The following is a 20,657-nucleotide window of genomic DNA, read 5'->3' as shown; positions in this document are numbered from 1 at the left end:
ATCCCCTGAACCGGCTCGGCCCCTGAGCCGGCGTCACTCCCCCGGGCGGTCCCAGGGTGACGGGTCGTCGCGCAGCCGGCTGTAGAGGTACCCGTCGCGCCACCGCCCGGCCCGAAACTCGCAGGCCCGCACGACGCCTTCGAGCTGGAAGCCGGCCTTCTCCAGCGACCGCTGCTCGGCGACGTTCTCCGGGTGGGTGCCGGCCTGGATGCGCTGCGCCGGGCTGTGCTGGAACAGGTAGTCGCAGAGCAGCGCCTGGGCTCGCCAGCCGATGCCGCGTCCGCGCCACGCCGGCAGCAACACGATCCCGATCTCCCAGTACGACGCCCTGCCGCTGTAGCGCCCGGAGACGTAGCTGACCAAGCCGGCGGCGGCCTGGTCCGGCTCGACCTGGACGATGAGCCGCCCGTCGTCGGCGCCCAGCCAGCCGTCGGCGGCGAACCGCCGCGCCGGTGCGCCCGAGTCCCGGAAGCCGGACCAGTCCAGCCCGATCAGCCCCGGCTCGGTGCAGAACCGTCGGAACATCTCCAGGTCGGCCTCGGCGACCGGCCGCAGTCGCACCGTGGGTTCCCCGCCCGCGTACGTCGCGCCAGGCGCTGACTGTCGCTCGTTCTCCATCACGCCGTTTCCCTCCTCGGTGGCGGCAAGGACGTTGTGGCCGGGGCCGTCAGCGGCTGTCATGCGCGGCGACCAGGCGCTTCGGCGCCCGGTTGCGCCAGGCGTGCTCGATCAGCTCCCGCATGCGCTCCTCGGTGACCGTGGACAGGTCGACGCGGAGGCCGACGAAGATCCGGCCGTTCCGCCACACCTCCTCATAGGTGTCCGGCTGGTCCGCGGGCGCCGTGCTGGCCTCCGCCTGCCCGACACACACGATCGCGTGCGCGTCGCCCTTCTCCAGGTGAGCGAGGAGCTTGTCCGCGACGCGGAAGCCGGGCAGCCGGAAGTGTGGCTTCTCGACGACCTCCGGCAGAGCCATCGCGTAGCTACGGATGTCAGCAAGCCTGATCATGGGTCGAGGACTCCTCGTTGTCGTCGCGGTAGTCGAACCCGTGCTGACGTCAGGTTACGGCTGGCGACGCCGCCGGTGCTGCGCACGCGTCCTTTTTGGACACCCATTGCCATCGACGTGTGTCGTAGGCTGGTGCGGCGCGGACATCGATGTCAATGAGGGGACCGCCTGTGAGTGCTTCCGGAACGGACCGCACCCTGTCCCGACGGCACGTGCTGGGTGTCGGGGCCGGCGCTGCCGGTGCCGCGTTGCTTGCCGGCACGGCCGAGGCGGCGTCCGCCGCGCCGGGTGGCCCGAAGCGCGCGTTGCGTGCGCCGGTGCTGGTGCCCGGTGACCGGGTCCGGGTCGTGTCGCCCGGCGGCACTCCCAACCCGGACAACATGGCCCGCGGTGTGGAGATCCTGCGGAGCTGGGGCCTGGTGGTCGAGCTGGGCACGCACGTCTTCGCCAGGTACGGCTATCTGGCCGGCACCGACGCGCAGCGGCTGGCCGACCTGAACGCGGCGCTCAACGATCCCGGGGTCCGTGGTGTCTTCGGCGCCCGTGGCGGCTACGGCACCCAACGGATCGTCGATCGGATCAGTGTGGCCGGGCTCCGTCGCGATCCCAGGGTGGTCGTCGGGTTCAGTGACATCACCAGCATCCACGGCCGGCTCTGGCGCGAGGCCGGGCTGGTCACCTTCTACGGCCCGATGGTCAACTGGAGCGACAGCCGCACCGGCCCGGAGTCGGCCGAGTCGCTTCGCCGGGCGGTGATGACGACCGCACCCGTCACCATCGCCCGGGATCCTGCCGAGACGGCGGCGCCCGTGCTGGTGCCGGGCCGGGCGACGGGTCCCCTGCTCGGCGGTTGCCTCACCCTGATCTCCACCTCGCTGGGCGCCGCTGACGCCCCGAAGTTCGACAACGCCATCCTGTTCTTCGAGGACGTGGACGAGGCGCCGTACAGCATCGACCGGATGCTGACCGAGTTGCGCCGGGTGGGCGTGCTGTCCCGGGTCGCCGGGGTGGCCATCGGGCAGATCACCAACAGCGTCGGTGGTCCGAACGAATGGGACGCGGCGGCGGTCCTGAAGGACCGCCTCTACGACCTGGGCGTACCGGTCCTCGGCGGGCTCCGGCTGGGCCACGGCAACGGTCAGCTCACCGTTCCGCTCGGTTCGCAGGCCACGATCGACGCCGTGGCGGGAACGCTGACGGTCGAGCCGGGAGTCCGTCCCCGGTAGCCGGCGCAGCGCCGGCTGGTCCGAGGCGTCGTGCGGGGCTCGCCGGAGGGCGGGTCCGGGGGCGATGTCCCCGGTGAACGTCATACCTCACAGTCATATTTATGACTCACAGTCATATCCCCTACGAGTACGCCCGCCGCGGCGACCGCCGGGGCAACGGCCTGGTCGTCGACCTGACCGATCTCGCCGACGTGTGGGCGTGGCACGACCGTCTTCCGGCCGAGCCGCGTCGTGGCGCCGGCCGCTCGCGTACCTGTCGTTGATGATGGGTGCCATGACGTCAGTGGGCGCGCAGCGGGTGCGGGATGCGAACGGCGCGACGCACAGTCCTGTGGAGCAGCGACTGATCGAGTCCGTCGCCCGCGGCGAGGTGCTGGATCTGGCCGGTGACGGGCCGGTCGGTGATGCGGCGATGCGGTCCTGGGGCGACGATCGGACGATCTCCGCTTCGGTCATCCGTGACCTGGTCCGCGGCCGGGTGGTCGACGCGCCCGACCCGCACGGCCTGCGGCTGCGCGGAGCACGGATCGCCGGCCAGATCGATCTGGAGAACATCGCCAGTGAGCTGGCGCTGGAGCTGCGCGACTGCCTCCTGCCCAGCGGCGTGAACCTTCGCAACGCCCGGCTGGCAGCGGTGGCCCTGACCGGGTGCCGCATCGAGCAGGCGCCCGGTTCCGCGGACGCGGCACTCGACGCCACCCGCTGCACCGCGTGGGTGCTCTCACTCGACGGGAGCACGGCCACCGCTGATGCCGCCGCCGGCACCGTTCGGCTCGCCGGCGCACGCGTCGGCACGTTGGACTGCCGCGGAGCGCGGTTGGCCAACAGCTCGGGCCCCGCCCTGGACGCCGACGGCCTCCGGGCCGACCAGAGCGTGTTCCTCAATGACGGGTTCGCCGCCAGCAGTCCCAGCGCACGCGGCACTGTCCGGCTGCTCGGCGCCCACATCAGCGGGCAGCTCAACTGCCGTGGGGCACGGCTGGAGAATACCGCCGGGCCGGCGCTCAACGCCGACAACCTCCGGGTCGACCAGGACGTGCTGCTGTCGAACGGCTTCACCGCCAGCAGCGCCAGCGAGCAGGGCACCGTCCGGCTGCTCGGCGCCCACATCGGCTCGTTGAGCGCCGGCGGTGCGCGGCTGACGAACACCGCCGGACCGGTCCTCGACGGCGACGTCCTCAGGGTCGACCGGGACGTGGCCCTGGACGACGGTTTCACCGCCACCAGCACCAGCGAGTGGGGCACCATCGGCCTGGCCGGCGCACACATCGGCGGAATCCTGGCCTGCGGCGGCGCGCGACTGGAGAACACGATCGGCCCCGCCCTCGACCTCAACAGCGTCCGGGTCGACCAGGACGTGCTCCTGGATGACGGATTCGACGCCATCAGCGGCGGTGACGAGGTGGCGGTGCTGGCGCTGGCCGGAGCGAGGATCGCCGGCGGTCTCCGCTTTGACACCGATCGGATGACGCGCACGGCGCCCGGTCCGGGACCGCTGATCGAATTGGACGGGCTCACCTACAGCGGCCTGCCGCGCCCCGCGTCACTGCCGGGCTGGTTGACCCTGCTGCGCGAGCACACGCCCCGTTACAGCGCCCAGCCCTACCAGCACCTCGCCGCCGCCTACCGGGCCGTGGGCCACGACCGCGACGCCCGCACCGTCCTCATCGCCCAACGCCGCGACCAGATCCAGCGCGCCGGGCTGACCGTCGCCGAACGGGCGTGGGGTCGTCTCATCGGCATCACCCTCGGCTACGGCTACCAGCCCTGGCGTGCCCTGCTCATGCTCCTCGCCACACTGGCGCTCGCCGTCACCCTCAGCGTCATCGGCGGCCACCACGGCGGCCTCGCGCAGAAGCCGGTCACCAGCGCTGCCGCCGGCTGCACGACCATCGACCAGATCGGTGTCGGCCTCGACCTCGGCACCCCACTGCTCAGGACCGGCGCCCGCGACCGCTGCCAACCCACCGACGCCGCTGCCGGTCAGATCCTTATCATCGCCGGCTGGATCCTGCAACTGCTCGCCTGGAGCTTCGCCACCCTCTTCATCGCCGGCTTCACCAGCGCGGTCCGCAAGACCTGACCTGCTCCGCCGGCGGGCGCGGCTCTGCGGTGCTCAGCCGCGCGGGGTGGGAACTCCGAAGAGATCGGTGATGCCGCCGGGAAGCTGGGCGAGCAGGTCGTGACGCTGGTCGTCGTCGAGCGCCTCGGCCACGGTACGCAACACCGCCTGGGCGTGTTGACGTACCTGGTCCGCGTTCGCGACCTGCTCCCGGTCACCGACGTTCTTCAGGAACTCGCCGACGTCCCACCGACGGCCCTGCGGGTTACGGGTGACCGACGCGTCCAACCCCTTCGGTAGCTGTGCCGCGAGGTGGTCGGCCTCCTGTCCGGCGAGTCGTTCGCCGAGCACCGACAGGACGGCCTGTATGGACCGCACGGCCTCGTTCTCGCCGAGGCCCGCGCGCTTCCGTACCGTGGCGATCATCTGCTCGTACTCCATGACCCGCTCCTTCCGTCTTCTCGACCGGCCGTCAGGCCTGCCGGCGGACGAACGGGGCGAGTTCCCAGGCTCCCTGACCGCAAACGGGGTCGCCCGTCGACCCGGACACCCGGCCGTCGGGCGGGAAGGACCTCACATCTCGCCGCGAACCATGCGGATCAGCCGGTCGAGGACGCGGCCCTCGCTCACCCGCAGGCCGTCGTGCTCGTACTCGTTGGTGATCCAGGGGCGCAGGCCGCGCACCGCTCGCGCCGTGGCCAACGAGTCGTCGGTGTCGACGTACATGTCGTCGTGGTAGATCGCGGCGGCGACCGGCACCTCGTTGCGGGCCAACTGCTGCGGGTCGTACAGGTCCGGCCAGTCCGTGCGCCGCGCCAGCAGCTCCGCCGCCTCGCCCAGCGGTTCCAGCGACGGATCGGTGCCAACCATCCACGGGTAGATCATCTCGCCGGTCAGCAGCACCGGTCGGCCCTCCGCCAACGCCCGGTCGGCGTCGAACTGCGGGAACTCGGCCCGTACCGTCTCGGCCGCCCACCCGGTGGCGGCCGGCGACACCGAACGCTGGCCGTAGATCGACTCGTGCAGCAGCGCGTAGAGCGGGCGGCTCGCGTACGACAGGTGGCCCTGGACCTCGGCGAGGAACGGGTCGGAGAGCTGCGGGCCGGGCACCCCGGGCAGGAAGGCGTCTTCGAGCAGGTAGTGCAGGGTGTGCGACCCGTTGCCGGTGCCCAGCGTGATGCCGATCGCCTGGAACGCCTCGGCGGTCAGCAGCCCACCGCCGGGCAGGCGCACCTCCCGCTCCCGCAGGTGCCGCACGACGGCCCGGACGGTCTCGACGTCCTCCGGGTAGCGCGTGTAGTGCGCCTCGACCTTGCGCTGCACGCGTGGGTAGGCGGCCCGGTAGACGTGCTGAGCCGTGCTGCGCAGGCCGGGCAGACCGCCGGTCACGAGGGCCTCGCCGACGCCCTGCGGCGCGTACGACAGGTAGGTGAGGGTGCAGAAGCCGCCGTAGCTCTGGCCGAGCAGGCTCCACCGCCCGTCCTCGCCGAGGAGTTCGCGGCGGATCAGCTCGCAGTCGCGGACGATCGAGTCGGCCCGGAAGTGCGCCAGATACCGGGCCTGCGCGGCGGCGTCTCCGCGCCGCGGCAGCGTGTGCCGGTCGGCGGAGGTGGACCGGCCGGTGCCGCGCTGGTCCAGCAGCAGCACCCGGTAGTCGTCCAGCGCCCGGTCCAGCCAGCTGTCCCGGCCCACCGGGCGCGGTGACCGGCCGCCAGGCCCGCCCTGTAGGAAGAGCAGCCAGGGCAGCGGCTCGTGCTGCTTGCCGGCGGCCACGACCTCGCGGGCGTACACCTCGATCCGCTCGCCGGCCGGGTCCGCGTGGTCGAGCGGCACCTGGAAGCGAAGGTCGGTGATGACGGTGCCTGGTTGGCGGTAGGTCGGCACGGGTGGTCCCTTCCCGGAGGTTGTCCCTGACCGGACATATTCTGACCGGCCACCGGAACCTTCTCCCCGCCCGTTGGTGGAACTGGTGGAAGAAGGGGGGTGGCGGTGTCCGACGGTGATCTGATCTCCGAGCTTTACGCCAGCTGTTTCCGGCGTCTGGTGGTCCAGTTGTACGCGGTGACGGGCGACCTGAACGAGGCGCAGGAGGCGGTCCAGGAGGCGTTCAGCAAAGGCGCTGGCCGCGCCCCGACGTTTCGCCGAGCTGGAGAACCCGGAGGCGTGGCTGCGCCGCGTCGCGGTGAACGTGGCGCGCAGCCGGTACCGGCGTCGGCGCGTACTCGATGGGCTGCTGCGTCGGATCGGTCCACCGCCGGCGGTCGCGGACCACTCGCCGGAGCACCTCGCCCTGCTCGCCGCGCTGCGCGGGCTGCCCGAGGGGCAGCGTTCAGGCTCGCACCCTGAGCAGGGGCGGACGTGTGCCGGCAGCCCCGCCACACGTCCGGCCCATTGACAGTCTCCTCATCGAGGGCCTACACAGGAGTTCGACGCCCATCTATGACAACGATGTCATCCGGGCGTCGTCACCTCGAAGGAGGGTCCGCCTCATGCCCCGATCAGGCCCGTCCCGTCTGCTCAGCCTGCTGGCGACAGCCATCACCGGCACGTCCGTCCTCGTCGCCGTCGCCGCGCCCGCCGCCGCGGCGCCGCTCAACCTCACCTCGTACGTCAACCCGTTCATCGGCACCGACGACAGCAACGCACCGAACCCGGTCGGCGGAGGCGCCGGCGGCAGCACCGTCCCCGGCCCGATCCAGCCGTTCGGGATGGTGCAGCTCAGCCCGGACACCCCGACCGCCTCACCGTCGGGGTACCGGTTCAGTGACACCCAGATCGAGGAGTTCAGCCTCACCCACTTCAACGGGGCCGGCTGCGCCAACAACGAGGACCTCGGCATCCTCCCGATCACCGGCGCCCTCGGCTCCTCGCCGGGCACCGCCTGGACGTCCTACCGCGCCACCCAGAACAAGAGCCAGGAGCAGGCCCGGCCCGGTTTCTACCAGGCGGTGCTCAGCAACTACGGCAACACCAGGGTGGAGGCCTCGGCCACCACCCGCACGGCCGCCCTGCGACTGACCTACCCGTCCACCACCAGCGCCCGAGTGCTGATCAACACCAGTCGCAGCGCCACCGGCAACCGGGCCGGCTCGCTCGCGATCAACGGGTCGACCGTGACCGGCAGCGTCACCGGCGGTGGATTCTGCGGCAGCTCGAAGACGTACCAGATCTTCTACCGGATGGAGTTCGACCGCGCGCCGAGCGGCACCGGCACCTGGCTCGGTGGCACCGTCACCGCCGGCGGCACCAGCGTCAGCGGCACGAACTCGGGCGGCTATCTCACCTTCGACACGTCCGGCAACGCGGTCGTGCAGGTCAAGATCGGGATCTCCTTCGTCAGCCAGGCGGGCGCCGCCGCCAACCTCGCCGCCGAACAGTCGGGCTTCGCCTTCGACACCGTCCGCACCAACGCCGACGCCCAGTGGAACAGCGTCCTGAACCGGATCCAGGCCACCGGCGGCACGGCCGCCGACCTGCAGAAGTTCTACACCGCGCTCTACCGCGTCTTCATCAATCCCAACATCTCCAACGACGTCAACGGGCAGTACCGCGGCTTCGACAACGCCATCCACAGCGCGAGCCATCCGGTGTACCAGAACTACTCCGGGTGGGACATCTACCGCTCGTGGGCGTCGCTGATCGCCTACCTCGCGCCGCAGGAGGCCGCCGACATCGCGAAGTCGATGGTGCTCGACGGCCAGCAGGGCGGCCTGCTGCCGAAGTGGTCACACAACCACAACGAGGCGTTCGTGATGACCGGCGACCCGGGGCCGATCATCGTGGACAGCATCTACCAGTTCGGTGTCCGTGACTTCGACACCGCCGCGGCCCTGGCGCTGATGAAGAAGAGCTCGGCCGGCGGCACCACCCAGGGCAGCCCGATCCGGGGCCGCCAGAGCGGCTACGTGCAACGCCAGTACATCGACGGCGATCCGTCCGACTCGTTGGAGTACTCGGCGAGCGACTTCGCCGTCGCCCAGTTCGCCCGCGCGCTCGGCGACACCGCCACGTACAACACGCACATGACGCGCGCCCAGTGGTGGCGCAACACCTTCAACACCGAGTCGAGCTACGTGCACCCGCGCAACGCCGACGGCACCTGGCCCTGGCCACTCGACCCGGCCAGCCAGTCGAACTTCGTCGAGGGCAACGCCTCGCAGTACACCTGGATGGTCCCGTACAACTTCGCCGGCCTGATCAACCTGATGGGTGGGCGGCAGACCGCGATCCAGCGGCTGGACCACCACTTCACCCAGACCAACGGCGGGCAGTCGCAGCCGTACTTCTACATCGGCAACGAGCCGGAGCACGGCGTGCCGTGGGCGTACCACTTCGCGGCGGCGCCAGCCGGCACGAGCGCCGCCGTACGACGGATCATGAACGAGTCGTTCACCACCGGCGCCGGCGGACTGCCCGGCAACGACGACCTCGGCGCCACCTCGGCGTGGTTCGTCTGGTCGGCGCTCGGCATGTACCCGCCGACCCCGGGCGCGGACACCCTCGCCCTGCACGGCCCGCTCTTCCCCTCGATGCTGGTCGACCGGCCCACCGGTGATCTCCAGATCACCGCTCCCGCCGCCAGCCAGGGCAACCAGTACGTCCAGGGCCTCTCGGTGAACGGCACATCGACGCAGCGGACCTGGCTGCGGTACGAGGACATCGCCGGGGGCGGCACCCTGGCGTACACGATGGGCGGTGCGCCGTCGGCCTGGGGCACCGACCCGGCCAACGTGCCGCCGTCGTTCAACGACGGGTTCACCCCACCGCCGGCCGCCCCGGACCTGGGCACCAACCTCGCCGCCGGCAGGCCCGCCACCGGCTCCGCCGCCTGCAACAGCGCCGAGGGCCCGGAGAAGGCGTTCGACGGGCGGCTCGGCAGCACCAGCAAGTGGTGCTCCCTCGCTGCCGGCACGAAGACCCTCCAGGTCGACCTCGGCGCCAACCAGACGGTGCGGTCCTTCGTCGTCAAGCACGTCGGGCTCGGCGGCGAGACCACCGGCTGGAACACCGGCGCCTTCACCATTCAGACCAGCTCCGACGGCACCACCTGGACGACCCGCGCGACGGTGACCGGCAACCGGTCCAGCCGCACCTACCACCCGATCGGGGCGGTGACCGCCCGCCACGTCCGGCTCGCCATCACCACCCCCACCAACAACGGCAACGGCGCCGCCCGCATCGCCGAGTTCGAGGTGTACGGCGGCGCGGCGGCCACCAACCTCGCGCTGAACCGGCCGGCCGTCGCCGACTCCCAGTGCGCCAGCACCGAGGGGCCGGAGAAGGCCGTCAACGGCAGCACCTCGGGCGGCAACACCGACAAGTGGTGCTCGACCGGCGCCAGCAAATTCCTGCGGATCGACCTGGGCGCGACCCGCGCGATCACCAGCATCCGCGTCCTGCACGCCGGGGCGGGAGGCGAGAACCCGGCCTGGAACACCCGGGACTTCGACCTTCAGGTGTCCCCTGACGCCGCCACCTGGACGACCGCGGCGCAGGTTCGGGGCAACACCGCCGACGCCAGCGAGCATCCGGTCTCGGCCAGTGGCCGGTACGTACGGGTGAACGTGCTCACCCCGACCCAGACCACCGACGGGGCCGCACGTCTCTACGAGGTGGAGGTGTACGGGTGAACACCAGATTCCTCTCCGCCGTACTGGCCGCCGTGCTCGCCACCGGCCTGTCCGCCGCCGGTGCCGGGCCGGCGGTGGCCGGCCAGACCAGCATGCGGGCCGCCGATCCGAGCGTGATCCGCGTCGGCAGCACGTACATCTCCGTCCAGTCGCTCGACGGCGGGATCGCCGTCCGCCAGGCATCGTCGACCGACGGGCTGGCCGCCGCTCCCGCCCACCGGGTGTGGTCGGACACCCGCAACCTGGGCGAGGTCTGGGCTCCGGAACTCGTCACCGACGGCGGCCGCTACTACATCTTCTTCTCGGCCGGGCGCGGCCCCGCACACCGCATGTACGCGATCAGCTCGGCGTCGCCGGCCACCGGCTACACGGCCGAGAGGCAGCTCGCGCTGCCCGGCGGCAAGTGGGCCATCGACGGCAGCCTGTTCACCTTCGACGGGCAGCGGTGGTTCGTCTGGTCGGGGTGGGCCGGCGACACCAACGTCGAGCAGAACATCTACCTCAGCCGGATGAGCGACTCGCTCACCCCGACGGGCAACCGGTTCATCATCTCGCAGCCCCGGGAGAGCTGGGAACGCGTCGTCGGCAACCCGTACATCAACGAGGCCCCCGAGGCGATCAGGGACCCCAACGGGCAGCTGCACATCGTCTACTCCGCCAACGGCAGTTGGAGCAACCAGTACTGCCTCGCGGACCTGCGCCTGCGGGCCGGCGGCGACCCGACCTACGTGTGGGACTGGTACAAGTCGAACGGCTGCCTGTTCGGCTCGAACCGGGCCACCATGATGGCCGGCTGGGACCCCACCCTGCACGTCGACGGCCCCGGCCACCACAGTTTCGTCCTGCTCAACGGCGACATCGCCACGAGCCCGCCCGCTGGGCCTAGGTTCCCGCTGATGTTCCACGCCGTGCCGAAGGGCACCCCGTACTCGTGGGCGAACCGCTACTGGTACACCGGCACCTTCTGCTGGTGGGGAAACACCACCTACCGCCGCGCCAACGTGCCCGGCCCGACGACCGACACCGGGTTCAGCATCAAGTTCTTCGAGTGATCCGCACGCTTCAACGGCCGACGCCGGCCAGCGTGGCGAGACGCGCCACGCTGGCCGGCGTCGGGTGAGCGACGACGGTCAGAAGGTCACGCTGACGCCGGCCGCCTTGCACGCGGCGGTGATGTCCGCGCCGGCCGTGTTAGCGTTCCATCGCGCCCCAGATGGGCCTACCCCCCGGAGGTTGTGGCTACTTCAGCCGCCACGCCGAGATCAACACGACGTACGTGTGTCTCGCGCGGAGTCCGGGGCGTCGGCGCCCTCGGGGCTTTGTCATCGGTGCGGTTGGTGGACGCCGCGGGCTTCCGGTCGGGTCTTCGGATCGACCGGGAAGACGGCACACATGGCAGTCACGTTCAACCACACCATCATCGCCACAAAGGACACGAGCGCGTCGGCCGCGTTCTACCGGGAGCTGCTCGAGCTGCCGGAGGCGCCATCGTGGGGGCCGTTCGCCAACGTCCTGCTCGACGAGGGCGTGCTGCTCCAGTTCGCCGAGCCGCCGGTGGACATCCAGATGCAGCACTACGCGTTTCTCGTCGACGACGAGTTGTTCGCGCGGTGCTTGGCGCGCATCGAGGGGCGCGGCATCACGTACTGGGCCGACCCGCAGATGAAGCGGGAGGGCGAGACCAACACCGAGCACGGCGGGCGGGGCTTCTACTTCTTCGACCCGGCGGGGCACGCCATCGAGATCATCACGCGGCCGTACCTGTAAGCCGCACGGGATGCCACTCTAACCCGCCATAGACATAGGCGCGCACGCATAGCCGGCTAATTCCGGCGGGACTTCGAATAGAGACCCTGGTGGATATCTTAGCGAAATATTTGTTCGGGACGCATAGACGGAGGTGTCGGTGAGACACAGAAGACGATTGCGGTCAAGACTCGCCGCAGTGGTTGCGGCACTGGTCGCCGCACAGGTGGGGCTCGTCGCCGCCCCGGCGTCGGCAGGGGAGAAACGCCTGTGGGAGGTGGAGGTCGCCAAGATCCCCACCGCCAAGTACACCCGCGACGCGAAGGTCTACATCACCGAGTCCGTCCAGGCCCTACGGCCGTACGTGGATGGCGGGCTGGGAGACAGCCGGATCGCCCCGGTGCTGGCGGACGTCGAGAGCCGGTATTTCGACGGCGCACGGCTCAAGAGCGCCGGCGACGGTGCGACGGTGTTCGACAACCTCCAACATCTGGAGTCGTTCCTCAAGAGCCGGCTCACCGGCGCGAGCCCGCCCAACGGCGAGGGCGAGCAGGCACATGTGGTTGCGCTGGTGGAGACCTTGTCCGGGTTGCGCCTGCTGGCGGACGCCGCGATCCAGGATGCCGAGGCGACGATCGGGCCATTCCGGGCCAGCCCGCCGCCCGCGCCCGCCCCGGCTGGCCTGGCCCAGGCGTTCGCGGACCTGGACGCGGCCAAGGTCAGCCTGGCCAAGGCCGACACCATGCTGGCCAAGGCCAATCCGACCCCGGCGACGGTCCATGCGGCGAAAGCCTGGGACAACGGCTTCCGCGTCCTGACCCGGCTGGGCATCACCTACAACGGCGACCACGATGACGACGGGGTCATCGATGTGATCGAGCTGCGGTTCGGGTCCAGCCCGCTGCTGGTCGACTCCGACGGCGACGGGTTGACCGACAAGTTCGAGATCACCGAGTTGGCTGGCTGGACCCGACCCAACGCCGTCGACAGCGATCAGGACGGGGTCGCCGACGGCGCGGAGGACGTCGACGGCGATGGCCTCACCAACCTCGACGAGCAGCGGCTCGGCACCTCGCCCACCAACCCGGACACCGACGGCGACGGTGCCACTGACGGTGCCGAGGTGGCCCAGGGCAGCAATCCGCTCGTCGCCGACCAGCCACGCGCTCCGCCGACACCCGGCGACGTCCCGCCAATCGTCCCCGTCCCCACGGACACCGACACCGACGGCGACGGCCTGCCGGACCTCGTGGAGGAGGACGGCCTCACCGATCCCGCCAACGTCGACACCGACGGCGACGGGCTCTCGGACTTCACCGAGGACGACCTCTCGATCAACCCCCGTGTTCAGGACACCGACGGGGATGGTCTACGCGACGACTACGAGGTCGCCAACGCCGAGTCCCATGGCCTCGACCCTGGCCGATTCGACGAGCAGATCAGCAAATGGACGTACGTCTCCGATTTCCTGCTCGGCATGTTCGCCGGCGACTTCGCCGAGAAGGACTCGATGGCGTGGCTCGCGGGCAACCTGTGTGGCGGCGGGCTGAGCGTCATCCCGGTCGTCGGCTGGATCCTTGGCGGGCTCGCCGACATCCGCGACACCATCGCCGCGCTCATCCACGGCGAGTGGGTCAGCGCGGGTCTCAGCATCCTCGGCGTCGTCCCCTACGTCGGTGACGCGGTCGCGCTCCCCGCCAAGGTCGCGAAGTTCGTCCTCAAGTACACCCACCGCCTCATGCCGGCGGCCCGGTTCGTCGTCAAGTACGACAAGATCCCCGACACCGTTAAGGAGCTCACCTACGAGCTCATCATGCCGGAGGTCTGGGCAGCCCTCGTCGAACCGGAGGGTATGGCGGCCGCCGCCAGCGGCAAAATCAGCAAGGGCAACTTCGATCGGCTGCTCAGAGGTGAGCGCACCGATCTCCAGAAGATCCACTTCGCGCTTAAGGCGGTGGGCAGCAACGGGCGGAATCTGCACGTCCCCGGCCCCGACGTCAGGTGGGCCACGGGCCGTAACGACGGTCAGAACATCTTCGTCGACGAACTCATGGGATACCGTGACGACACCACTCGCGGCCGGCCCCAACTCTGGCTGAGGCAGGCCGGCGTGCCAGGGCAGTTCGAGCCCAGCGGCCGGTCGACCGACTATGGCGAGTACAGCCCTGAAGGCTGGGTCATCCACGAGGTCAAGACCGGCGTCCCGACCGAACACGACCGCCACAACCTCGTTCAGTGCGATGAGGACAGGTGGTACGCCGACCCGGCCAACCAGGACAAGATCCTGGCGGACAACAAGATCAACCCACAGTTCCGAGACACAAAGATCAAGGGAGCACAATGGCACTTCATGCCACACGGTGGGTATAACTCACTCGGCCCATCGGATCTTGTGCTCGATTGTCTGAAGAAGAACAACATCCCCTTCACCATTCACTTCCCGCTGAGCTAGCCGGGTTCGTCGGGGGCCGGGCCGCCAGCCCGGCCCCCGACGCGTTCACCACGAAGGAACATGCGCCCATGACAGTCGAACCACCTCCCTACGCGGTGCCCGACGTCGAGTCCGAGGACCTCACCGGCGACCCGGGCTACGTCCTCTACCGCGTCGACCGACTCGCCGGCTTCCCTCCGGTCGCCGCGGCCACCGGCCGCACCCCGAGCGTCATTCCGGCGATCTGCTCGGACGACAGCGTGATGCGGGAGGTTTTCGCCCAGAGCCGCGACGCGCTCTCCCGGCAGCTCTGGGTCGGTACCGACGACGGGCTGCGCTGGGAGTTGAGCTTCGGCGACGGCGTCAAGTTCATCGTCGACACCGGGGACGAGCCCGTGGATCTGCTCCGGGACGCTCTGGAGGCGCAGCCCTGCGTCCGCAACGCCGAACGCTACTGCGACGAGAACTTCAAGGTCGAAACGACCCGGGTGCTGCGGGCCGACGAGATGGCTGCCTCCTTCATCGACACGGTCGTCACCGCCCACCGCGAGTTCGCCCGTCGCCAGGGCATCGATCTGCCGTACTGAGGCCAGCACGGTGCTTTACGGTGCGGGTCGACGGCACACGAGGAGGAACGACGATGGCTGCGTCCGTACGACGTCTGGCGACCGCGGTGGCCACGGCGTCGACCCTGGTTTCGTTGGGGGCGTGCAGCACCGGTGACGCAGCCGAGGTGCGGACGCCGGGCACGGAGGTGACGGTCACCCCGTCGCCGGCCGCCCAGCAGGAGTTCCAGCGGTTGGAGAAGACGTTCGAGGCGCGGCTGGGGATCTACGCCGTCGACACGGGCACTGGTCGCAGGGTGGAGTACCGGGCCGACGAGCGATTCGCGTACGCCTCGACGTGGAAGGCGTTGGCCGCCGCCGAGGTGCTGGACGAGACCACGGACGCCGAGCTGGATCGTGTCGTGCGGTACTCGGCGCAGGACCTGGTGTCGTACTCACCGATCATCGAGAAGCACGTCGCCGAGGGCATGAGCCTGCGCGCCGTCGCCGACGCCGCCGTGCGCTACAGCGACAACACGGCCGGCAACCTGCTGCTGCGTCACCTCGGGGGGCCGCAGCGGTTCGAGAAGGAGCTGCGCGAGGTCGGTGACACGGTCACCGACGCGGCCCGCTACGAGACCGAACTCAACGAGGCGACGCCGGGTGACACGCGGGACACCAGCACCGCGCGGGCTCTGGCGGACGACCTTCGGGCGTACGCCGTGGGGGACGCCCTGGAGCCCGCGGACCGCGACCTTCTGTGCGGCTGGCTGCGGGGTAACACCACCGGTGGGGCGCTGATCCGTGCCGGGGTGCCGGCGGGCTGGGTCGTCGGGGACAAGACCCGCACCGGGGGGTACGGCACCCGCAACGACATCGCCGTGATCTGGCCGCCCGACCGCGCCCCGATCGTCCTCGCCGTGCTGTCCAGCCGGGGCGAGAAGGACGCCACCCACGACGACGCTCTCATCGCCCAGGCCACCAAGGTGGTCGTCGCCCAGCTGTGACTTCCGGCGGTCACTCCACCGTCCAGGCGATGGCGGGAGGGTGGACCCGAGCGCACAGCGGCCCGCCTGCGGCATCGGTCAAGCCGACTCGGCCGACCAGCGTCCCACTGCCCTCGTGTGCGGCGCGGAGCAGCTCGGTCGGGATGTCGGTGAACATCAACTTCGCCCGTCTGAACATCGCGAAGCCGTCCTCGGTCACCGCGCCCCAGCTCAGGTACAGGAACCGTGCTCCGGGACGCCCGTGCACCCACGGCCCTCCGACATCCAGCATCCCGTCGATCTCCCGGCTGGACACCTCGAAGCGCCAGGTCGTCGTCGCCGCGTCGGCCGGCACCTGATCGACCACCTCGGCCTTGCGCTGGACCCCGACGTGCACGTTGCCGAGCCGCAGCGCGTCGGCTTCCGCACTGGCGCGCCGCCCCGGAAGGTCGCTGCCGTCGATCCGGATCCGCATCCCACCGACTCTAGTGCGGCGGCCGCCGTTCGATATTCCGCTGGTGGGAGCGGATGGACGTGGCGCGGCGCTAGAGCGTCGCCGATGCGCGCGGCGTCAACCGGCCGACGAGAAGGTTCCGCCGGCCACCGCGAAGCTCACCAGAATCGCGCCGGCCAGTGGCACGGCCACCGCGACGGCGAGCGCCCGCCGACGATGCGACCCGCCGGTCAGCACCACGATCAGCAGGCCCAGCGCAAGGTCGATGGCCACGTTCCACCACGCGCCGGGCGGGTAGTTGGGGTCGGTCGCCTTGCCGGCGAACCGGGCCGCCTCCTCGAAGAACACGGCGGCCGGCAGCGCGGTCCCGACGACCTGCCGCCACCCCGCGCCGCGCGCCCAGGTCCCGCCGGTGCCGAAGACCACTCCGGCGAGCACGCCGAAGAGCATCCAGACCAGCGACGACGGCGCCCAGAGCATCGCGAGGTCGTCGCCTTGCAGGAGTGCCGCCGCGAGGTAGTAGCTGGGCACCGCGACGACGAGCAGGACGGCGGCGCCGAGTGCCGAACGCAGCCGCCCGGACCGCGCCCAGTAGCCGAAGAAGAAGGCGGCGACGGCCCAGGTCGCGGTGGAGTTGCCGAGTTCGGCGATGGGGTACGGCAGCCAATTGATCCAGCAGAAGTCGAGGAAGCCGAGCAGGAATCCGCCCGCCACGGAGGCGAGCGCCACCGTCCGGTCACCAGGTCGCATGGCCGCAGAGCATACCGAGTATGCCCCGGCCGGCCTGGTCGGCCCTCGTCTGCGCGATCGGTCTGACAGAGGCCGGATCTAGGTTGCCGTGTTGTCGTACTCCGTCTGGTGGCGGCGGATTTCGACGTGGTGGTCGGCGGACCAGGCGGCCAGGGCCAGGACGGTGGAGAGCAGCGACGTGCCCAGTTCGGTGAGGGCGTACTCGACGCGGGGCGGGACTTCCGGGTAGGAGGTCCGGGTGACGAGGCCGGTGCGCTGCAGGTGCTTCAGGGTCAGCGTGAGCATGCGCTGAGAGATGCCGGGGATCGCGTCGCCCAGGTTCGAGTAGCGGATGGGGCCGTCTGCGAGCGTACCGATGATCAACACGCTCCACTTGTCGCCGACGAGGTCCAGGACCTCGCGGATGAAGTCGGCGTCCTGGTCGTTCCAGTGCGCACAGGGCCCTGGCGCGGCCCGGACGTTCGCCCGGACGTTGGTTCGCCTCCGTCGCAGATCCTCGCCACTCATACCCGCCACCCCTCCGTCAGCCGGTTGCCACGCACATGAATGTACCTTTTGTGGCTCTCCGATTCTAATGCATCATGGGGCTACGAACAGGAAGTGAGAAACGAGGAGGAGTGCCATGAAGATCGAGTTCTGGTCGGACATCGTCTGCCCGTACTGCGGGCTGATGGATCACCGGCTCCACCAGGCCCTGGAGCGGTTCGAGCACGCCGACCAGGTGCAGGTGATCCACCGGTCGTTCCAGCTACACCCCGACCTGCCCCGTGAGGGTGTCAGTCAACGGGAGTTGATCAAGATCGCCGGGGCCCCCGCGACGACCGTGGACCGGGTCCTGCGGCCAATCGAGCGGGCCGCCAAGGCGGAGGGCCTGACGCCCTACCACGCGGTCGACCGCACGCTCGGCCCGACGGACTTCGCCCACGAACTGCTCGCCTACGCGACCGACCAGGGCCGCGGCAACGAGATCTGGTCGGCCATGTTCCGGGCGCACTTCGGGCAGGCCCGCAAGCTGTGGACGACCGAGGAGGTCCTCGACTTCGCCGCCGAGGTGGGCCTGGACCGCGCCGGGGCCGCCGAGGCCCTGCGCAGCCGCCGCTACCGGGCCCGGGTGGCGGCCGATCAGCGCGAGGCACAGCGCCTCGGGGCTCGCGGCGCGCCGTTCCTCGTGTTCGACGGCCGCTTCGCGGTGCCCGGGGCGATCGGCCTCGACGACCTGCTCGCGGTCATGGCCAAGGCGTGGGACGAGAGTCATCCCACTCCGCAGCCGCTGCCGGTTATCGCCGACGCCGAGGGCATCTGCGCCCCGGACGGGTGCGCGGTACCCGACCGCACCATGTGAGCCGCTCGCCCCAGGCGACGGATTTCCCGCTATCAACCCGAGCCGACCGCTCGGGGCAGCAGACACGGACCCACGAGGGCCCGAGACACCGAATTGGAGTTAACAGCCATGTCAGATCTGCAGGCGCAGGACAGTGCTCTGATCCTGATCGACCACCAGGTCATCTCGATGGGGTTCATCAAGACCCAGTCGCCCGACGTCGCCAAGTTGAACAGCATCACCCTGGTGAAGGCGGCGAAGGTCCTCGACATCCCCAACGTCTGGACCAGCAGCACCGAGGACGACAACCAGGACTGGTGGATGCCCGGACTGGAGGAGATCAACCCGGAGGCCTATGCGAACCGGATCAAGCGCACTGGGATCATCGACTCCTGGGACGACCCGAACTTCGTACGGGCCGTCGAGGCCACCGGCCGACGGACCCTGATCATGGCCGGCACCACCAACGACGGCTGCCTGATCTACACCGCGCTCAGCGCCAAGCGGGCCGGATACGACGTCTACGCGGTGCTCGACGCCGGAGGATCGGTGTTCCAGATCTCCGAGGAGGTGGCGCGACTGCGCATGACGCAGGCCGGCGTCACCCTGACCACCACCGCCGCAGTCCTCGGCGAACTCGCCAAGGACTGGGCCACGCCGCACGGCCAGCAGATTCGTCAGATCCTGGCCGACAACTTCAAGACCGTACTCGGTGGATTCGGGTTGGCGAAGTAGGCGCGGCGCCCCAGCGGGCCCGACGGCAGGCTGTGCGCAGCTCACGCCGGGCCCGCTTCAAGGGCGGCGAGCGATCAGTCGCTGGCCTTGTGGTCCTCGCCGTACTCGCCGCGGATGGGTAGGTAGTAGGCGGGTAGGAAGCCGGCGATGATGGCGACGCCCGCGATCGGCACGAACGTGCCGACGAGGATGCCGGAGCCGATCCAGATCAGGGCGAGCGCGAATCGGCGGCCGATGGCCCGGACGCCGAAGGGGCCGAGGCTGGGGTCCAGCAGTTTGGCGCGACGGAGATAGGCCCAAATGATGTTGAACAGGGCTGCCGCCGTCCACACTGTGGCGCCGTAGACGACGACCGCCGTACGCAGGCCCTGCTCCGCGCGTAATGAGCCGGCGAGCAGCGACGTGGAGAACGGCAGGAACGCGATAACCATCAAGAGCAACGTGTTGAGGAACAACACCCCATGGTCGGCGTGCCGGACCCGGTCGAACATGACGTGATGGTTGACCCACACCTGCCCGATGAGCAGGAAGCTCAGCGCGTACGCCAGGTATGACGACCACAACGCCCCGAGGCCCCGCAGGAGATGCCCGAAATCCTCCGGCGGTTGGATCTCCAGCACGAGAAGCGTCACGGCGATGGCGAAGACAGCGTCGCTGAAAGCCACCAGTCGGCCCGGTTGACGCGCGAGCCTCGGGCCATCGCTCCTGGAAAGCATGCCCCAAGTATGCTATTTGTCCGCTTCTGCCGCGCTCGTCCGCGGCCCGCGCGCGGCCTAGTTCTGCGGTGCCAAGGTGCGCAGGACGCAGAACTCGTTGCCCTCGGGGTCTGCCATGACCACCCAGTTCCGGCCCGCGCCCTGGCCCACATCCGTCCTGGTGGCGCCGAGGCTGAGCAATCTGGTCACCTCGTCGTCGGTGCTGCCGTCGATCGGACTGACGTCAAGGTGCAGCCTGTTCTTCACGGTTTTACCCTCGGGCACCTGGATGAACACCAGGGTGGGCGCCATCTGGCGGGCCCGGACATCCTCGACGGTCGGCACCCAGGAGCCGATCTCGACCTTGCCCTCGCCCCGGTCGATCACCTGGAAGTCCAGGACCTCGCACCAGAAGGCCGCGAGCCTCTCCGGATCGTGGCAGTCAACGGCCAACTCGGTGAACCTGCTTGTCACGACTCTCCCTCACAGCGCGGACGGCGCTCAGAGTATGCCGCCCGCCCGACAGATCCAAGATCGTCCTGGCCGCGAAATGATCACCGCTCCCGTTGTCTGAAGTCAGCCCCTCATGCTTGGTCAAGACACAGGCAGAAGGGGTGCCCGGCGGGGTCGAACATCACCCGGACGTTCTGCTGCGGCTGGATCTCCGCCACGGTGGCTCCCAGGGCGACCGCCTCGGCGACGGCCGAGTCCAGGTCGCCGACCTGGAAGTCGAAGTGCATCATGGGGCGCTGTTCCCCGTCGATCGGAGGCCAGACCGGCGTCCGGTAGCCATCCGCCTGCTGGAACACGAAGAAGGGTCCTTGCGGTGAGGCGGCGACGATCGCTGTTCCAGGCTCCTCGTGTCCGATATGCCACCCGAGAAGCTCGGCGTAGAACCTGGCCAGACCGCTGGGGTCCGGCGCCTCGATCGTCGTTCCCCACCACATGCCGCTGGTTCGTGACCTCATGCCCGTAGCCTGCCCTATGATCACGACCTCGTGGTGCCGAGAGCGCGCCAGGTCAGGCGGCGGTCTGCTCTCCAGCCGAAGACCAACCCCCGGCCCGCG

21 protein-coding genes are annotated in these 20,657 nt (G+C 69.9%); 11 read left to right on the top strand and 10 right to left on the bottom strand.

Going from position 1 to position 20,657, the window contains the following annotated elements; translation table 11 throughout:
• Nucleotides 1-33: 33 nt before the first annotated feature.
• Complete coding sequence (locus ACWD6N_RS23745) at nucleotides 34-681, bottom strand: GNAT family N-acetyltransferase (protein ID WP_354967652.1); 648 nt, start codon at nucleotides 679-681, stop codon at nucleotides 34-36.
• A complete protein-coding gene (locus ACWD6N_RS23740) occupies nucleotides 668-1,009 on the bottom strand; it encodes an MmcQ/YjbR family DNA-binding protein (protein ID WP_354967651.1) in 342 nt (113 codons plus the stop codon). Before ACWD6N_RS23740 ends, ACWD6N_RS23745 begins: the two co-directional genes overlap by 14 nt.
• 305 nt (nucleotides 1,010-1,314) lie before the next feature.
• On the opposite strand from ACWD6N_RS23740, the gene ACWD6N_RS23735 reads away from it, so the two are divergent.
• The 3 genes from ACWD6N_RS23735 (at nucleotide 1,315) to ACWD6N_RS23725 (ending at nucleotide 4,318) form a co-directional block, all read left to right on the top strand.
• Nucleotides 1,315-2,235 carry a S66 peptidase family protein gene (locus tag ACWD6N_RS23735; RefSeq protein WP_354967708.1) on the top strand — a complete coding sequence of 307 codons (921 nt, stop codon included), beginning with the start codon at nucleotides 1,315-1,317 and terminating at the stop codon, nucleotides 2,233-2,235.
• A 101-nt stretch (nucleotides 2,236-2,336) separates the two neighbouring features.
• On the top strand, nucleotides 2,337-2,498 hold the full coding sequence (locus tag ACWD6N_RS23730; RefSeq protein WP_354967650.1) for a hypothetical protein: 162 nt from the start codon (nucleotides 2,337-2,339) through the stop codon (nucleotides 2,496-2,498).
• 11 nt (nucleotides 2,499-2,509) lie between these two features.
• On the top strand, nucleotides 2,510-4,318 hold the full coding sequence (locus tag ACWD6N_RS23725) for a hypothetical protein (protein ID WP_387327992.1): 1,809 nt from the start codon (nucleotides 2,510-2,512) through the stop codon (nucleotides 4,316-4,318).
• Nucleotides 4,319-4,351: 33 nt separating this feature from the next.
• Here the strand turns inward: ACWD6N_RS23725 and ACWD6N_RS23720 are convergent, their stop codons facing one another.
• Together ACWD6N_RS23720 and ACWD6N_RS23715 are read right to left on the bottom strand one after the other, a co-directional pair.
• Nucleotides 4,352-4,738: a DUF2267 domain-containing protein gene (locus ACWD6N_RS23720; protein ID WP_354967648.1), complete on the bottom strand. Its 387-nt coding sequence runs from the start codon at nucleotides 4,736-4,738 to the stop codon at nucleotides 4,352-4,354.
• Nucleotides 4,739-4,870: 132 nt separating this feature from the next.
• The gene (locus ACWD6N_RS23715; protein ID WP_354967647.1) at nucleotides 4,871-6,181 is read right to left on the bottom strand and encodes an alpha/beta fold hydrolase; all 1,311 of its coding nucleotides are present in this window, start codon (nucleotides 6,179-6,181) and stop codon (nucleotides 4,871-4,873) included.
• Nucleotides 6,182-6,786: 605 nt separating this feature from the next.
• Between ACWD6N_RS23715 and ACWD6N_RS23710 the strand changes: the two genes are divergently transcribed.
• The 6 genes from ACWD6N_RS23710 to bla all read left to right on the top strand — a co-directional run bounded on the left by ACWD6N_RS23710 (nucleotide 6,787) and on the right by bla (nucleotide 15,656).
• Nucleotides 6,787-9,927: a GH92 family glycosyl hydrolase gene (locus tag ACWD6N_RS23710; RefSeq protein ID WP_354967646.1), complete on the top strand. Its 3,141-nt coding sequence runs from the start codon at nucleotides 6,787-6,789 to the stop codon at nucleotides 9,925-9,927.
• A complete protein-coding gene (locus tag ACWD6N_RS23705; RefSeq protein WP_354967645.1) occupies nucleotides 9,924-10,979 on the top strand; it encodes a glycoside hydrolase family 43 protein in 1,056 nt (351 codons plus the stop codon). Before ACWD6N_RS23710 ends, ACWD6N_RS23705 begins: the two co-directional genes overlap by 4 nt.
• 340 nt (nucleotides 10,980-11,319) lie before the next feature.
• Nucleotides 11,320-11,694, top strand: a complete 375-nt coding sequence (locus ACWD6N_RS23700) for a VOC family protein (RefSeq protein WP_450005171.1) — start codon at nucleotides 11,320-11,322, stop codon at nucleotides 11,692-11,694.
• Between the two features lie 178 nt (nucleotides 11,695-11,872).
• Entirely contained in the window at nucleotides 11,873-14,125 is a 2,253-nt protein-coding gene (locus ACWD6N_RS23695) for a hypothetical protein (RefSeq protein ID WP_450005170.1), read from the top strand.
• A 68-nt stretch (nucleotides 14,126-14,193) separates the two neighbouring features.
• The gene (locus ACWD6N_RS23690) at nucleotides 14,194-14,691 is read left to right on the top strand and encodes a hypothetical protein (protein WP_450005169.1); all 498 of its coding nucleotides are present in this window, start codon (nucleotides 14,194-14,196) and stop codon (nucleotides 14,689-14,691) included.
• A 53-nt stretch (nucleotides 14,692-14,744) separates the two neighbouring features.
• A complete protein-coding gene (bla, locus tag ACWD6N_RS23685; RefSeq protein WP_354967641.1) occupies nucleotides 14,745-15,656 on the top strand; it encodes a class A beta-lactamase in 912 nt (303 codons plus the stop codon).
• A gap of 10 nt (nucleotides 15,657-15,666) precedes the next feature.
• Here the strand turns inward: bla and ACWD6N_RS23680 are convergent, their stop codons facing one another.
• The 3 genes from ACWD6N_RS23680 to ACWD6N_RS23670 form a co-directional block, all read right to left on the bottom strand.
• A complete protein-coding gene (locus ACWD6N_RS23680; RefSeq protein WP_354967640.1) occupies nucleotides 15,667-16,110 on the bottom strand; it encodes a DUF5990 family protein in 444 nt (147 codons plus the stop codon).
• Nucleotides 16,111-16,206: 96 nt separating this feature from the next.
• Nucleotides 16,207-16,839, bottom strand: coding sequence for a DUF6518 family protein (locus tag ACWD6N_RS23675; protein ID WP_387327979.1), 633 nt, complete (start codon nucleotides 16,837-16,839; stop codon nucleotides 16,207-16,209).
• A gap of 78 nt (nucleotides 16,840-16,917) precedes the next feature.
• Nucleotides 16,918-17,346, bottom strand: coding sequence for a winged helix-turn-helix transcriptional regulator (locus ACWD6N_RS23670; protein WP_354967638.1), 429 nt, complete (start codon nucleotides 17,344-17,346; stop codon nucleotides 16,918-16,920).
• Between the two features lie 115 nt (nucleotides 17,347-17,461).
• Here ACWD6N_RS23670 and ACWD6N_RS23665 point away from each other — a divergent pair, with 115 nt between their 5' ends.
• On the top strand, nucleotides 17,462-18,181 hold the full coding sequence (locus ACWD6N_RS23665; RefSeq protein WP_387327976.1) for a DsbA family oxidoreductase: 720 nt from the start codon (nucleotides 17,462-17,464) through the stop codon (nucleotides 18,179-18,181).
• Nucleotides 18,182-18,289: 108 nt separating this feature from the next.
• Nucleotides 18,290-18,895 (top strand): isochorismatase family protein, encoded by a 606-nt coding sequence (locus tag ACWD6N_RS23660; protein ID WP_074309497.1) that lies wholly within the window; start codon nucleotides 18,290-18,292, stop codon nucleotides 18,893-18,895.
• 74 nt (nucleotides 18,896-18,969) lie between these two features.
• Here the strand turns inward: ACWD6N_RS23660 and ACWD6N_RS23655 are convergent, their stop codons facing one another.
• The 3 genes from ACWD6N_RS23655 to ACWD6N_RS23645 form a co-directional block, all read right to left on the bottom strand.
• Nucleotides 18,970-19,560, bottom strand: coding sequence for a TMEM175 family protein (locus tag ACWD6N_RS23655; protein WP_450005168.1), 591 nt, complete (start codon nucleotides 19,558-19,560; stop codon nucleotides 18,970-18,972).
• A 108-nt stretch (nucleotides 19,561-19,668) separates the two neighbouring features.
• Entirely contained in the window at nucleotides 19,669-20,064 is a 396-nt protein-coding gene (locus tag ACWD6N_RS23650; protein WP_354967635.1) for a VOC family protein, read from the bottom strand.
• A 110-nt stretch (nucleotides 20,065-20,174) separates the two neighbouring features.
• Nucleotides 20,175-20,558, bottom strand: coding sequence for a VOC family protein (locus tag ACWD6N_RS23645; RefSeq protein WP_354967634.1), 384 nt, complete (start codon nucleotides 20,556-20,558; stop codon nucleotides 20,175-20,177).
• Nucleotides 20,559-20,657 lie beyond the last annotated feature (99 nt).

The sequence above is a fragment of the Micromonospora sp. NPDC005163 genome, assembly GCF_053599835.1.
This window is presented reverse-complemented; position numbering and strand designations above follow the sequence as displayed.

Excerpts from the sequence above, each read along its gene's own strand:
- ACWD6N_RS23745 (WP_354967652.1), bottom strand. The coding sequence starts at position 681 with ATGACAGCCGCTGACGGCCCCGGCCACAACGTCCTTGCCGCCACCGAG.
- ACWD6N_RS23740 (WP_354967651.1), bottom strand. The coding sequence starts at position 1,009 with ATGATCAGGCTTGCTGACATCCGTAGCTACGCGATGGCTCTGCCGGAG.
- ACWD6N_RS23730 (WP_354967650.1), top strand. The coding sequence starts at position 2,337 with ATGACTCACAGTCATATCCCCTACGAGTACGCCCGCCGCGGCGACCGC.
- ACWD6N_RS23725 (WP_387327992.1), top strand. The coding sequence starts at position 2,510 with ATGACGTCAGTGGGCGCGCAGCGGGTGCGGGATGCGAACGGCGCGACG.
- ACWD6N_RS23720 (WP_354967648.1), bottom strand. The coding sequence starts at position 4,738 with ATGGAGTACGAGCAGATGATCGCCACGGTACGGAAGCGCGCGGGCCTC.
- ACWD6N_RS23710 (WP_354967646.1), top strand. The coding sequence starts at position 6,787 with ATGCCCCGATCAGGCCCGTCCCGTCTGCTCAGCCTGCTGGCGACAGCC.
- ACWD6N_RS23700 (WP_450005171.1), top strand. The coding sequence starts at position 11,320 with ATGGCAGTCACGTTCAACCACACCATCATCGCCACAAAGGACACGAGC.
- ACWD6N_RS23690 (WP_450005169.1), top strand. The coding sequence starts at position 14,194 with ATGACAGTCGAACCACCTCCCTACGCGGTGCCCGACGTCGAGTCCGAG.
- bla (WP_354967641.1), top strand. The coding sequence starts at position 14,745 with ATGGCTGCGTCCGTACGACGTCTGGCGACCGCGGTGGCCACGGCGTCG.
- ACWD6N_RS23680 (WP_354967640.1), bottom strand. The coding sequence starts at position 16,110 with ATGCGGATCCGGATCGACGGCAGCGACCTTCCGGGGCGGCGCGCCAGT.
- ACWD6N_RS23675 (WP_387327979.1), bottom strand. The coding sequence starts at position 16,839 with ATGCGACCTGGTGACCGGACGGTGGCGCTCGCCTCCGTGGCGGGCGGA.
- ACWD6N_RS23670 (WP_354967638.1), bottom strand. The coding sequence starts at position 17,346 with ATGAGTGGCGAGGATCTGCGACGGAGGCGAACCAACGTCCGGGCGAAC.
- ACWD6N_RS23665 (WP_387327976.1), top strand. The coding sequence starts at position 17,462 with ATGAAGATCGAGTTCTGGTCGGACATCGTCTGCCCGTACTGCGGGCTG.
- ACWD6N_RS23660 (WP_074309497.1), top strand. The coding sequence starts at position 18,290 with ATGTCAGATCTGCAGGCGCAGGACAGTGCTCTGATCCTGATCGACCAC.
- ACWD6N_RS23645 (WP_354967634.1), bottom strand. The coding sequence starts at position 20,558 with ATGAGGTCACGAACCAGCGGCATGTGGTGGGGAACGACGATCGAGGCG.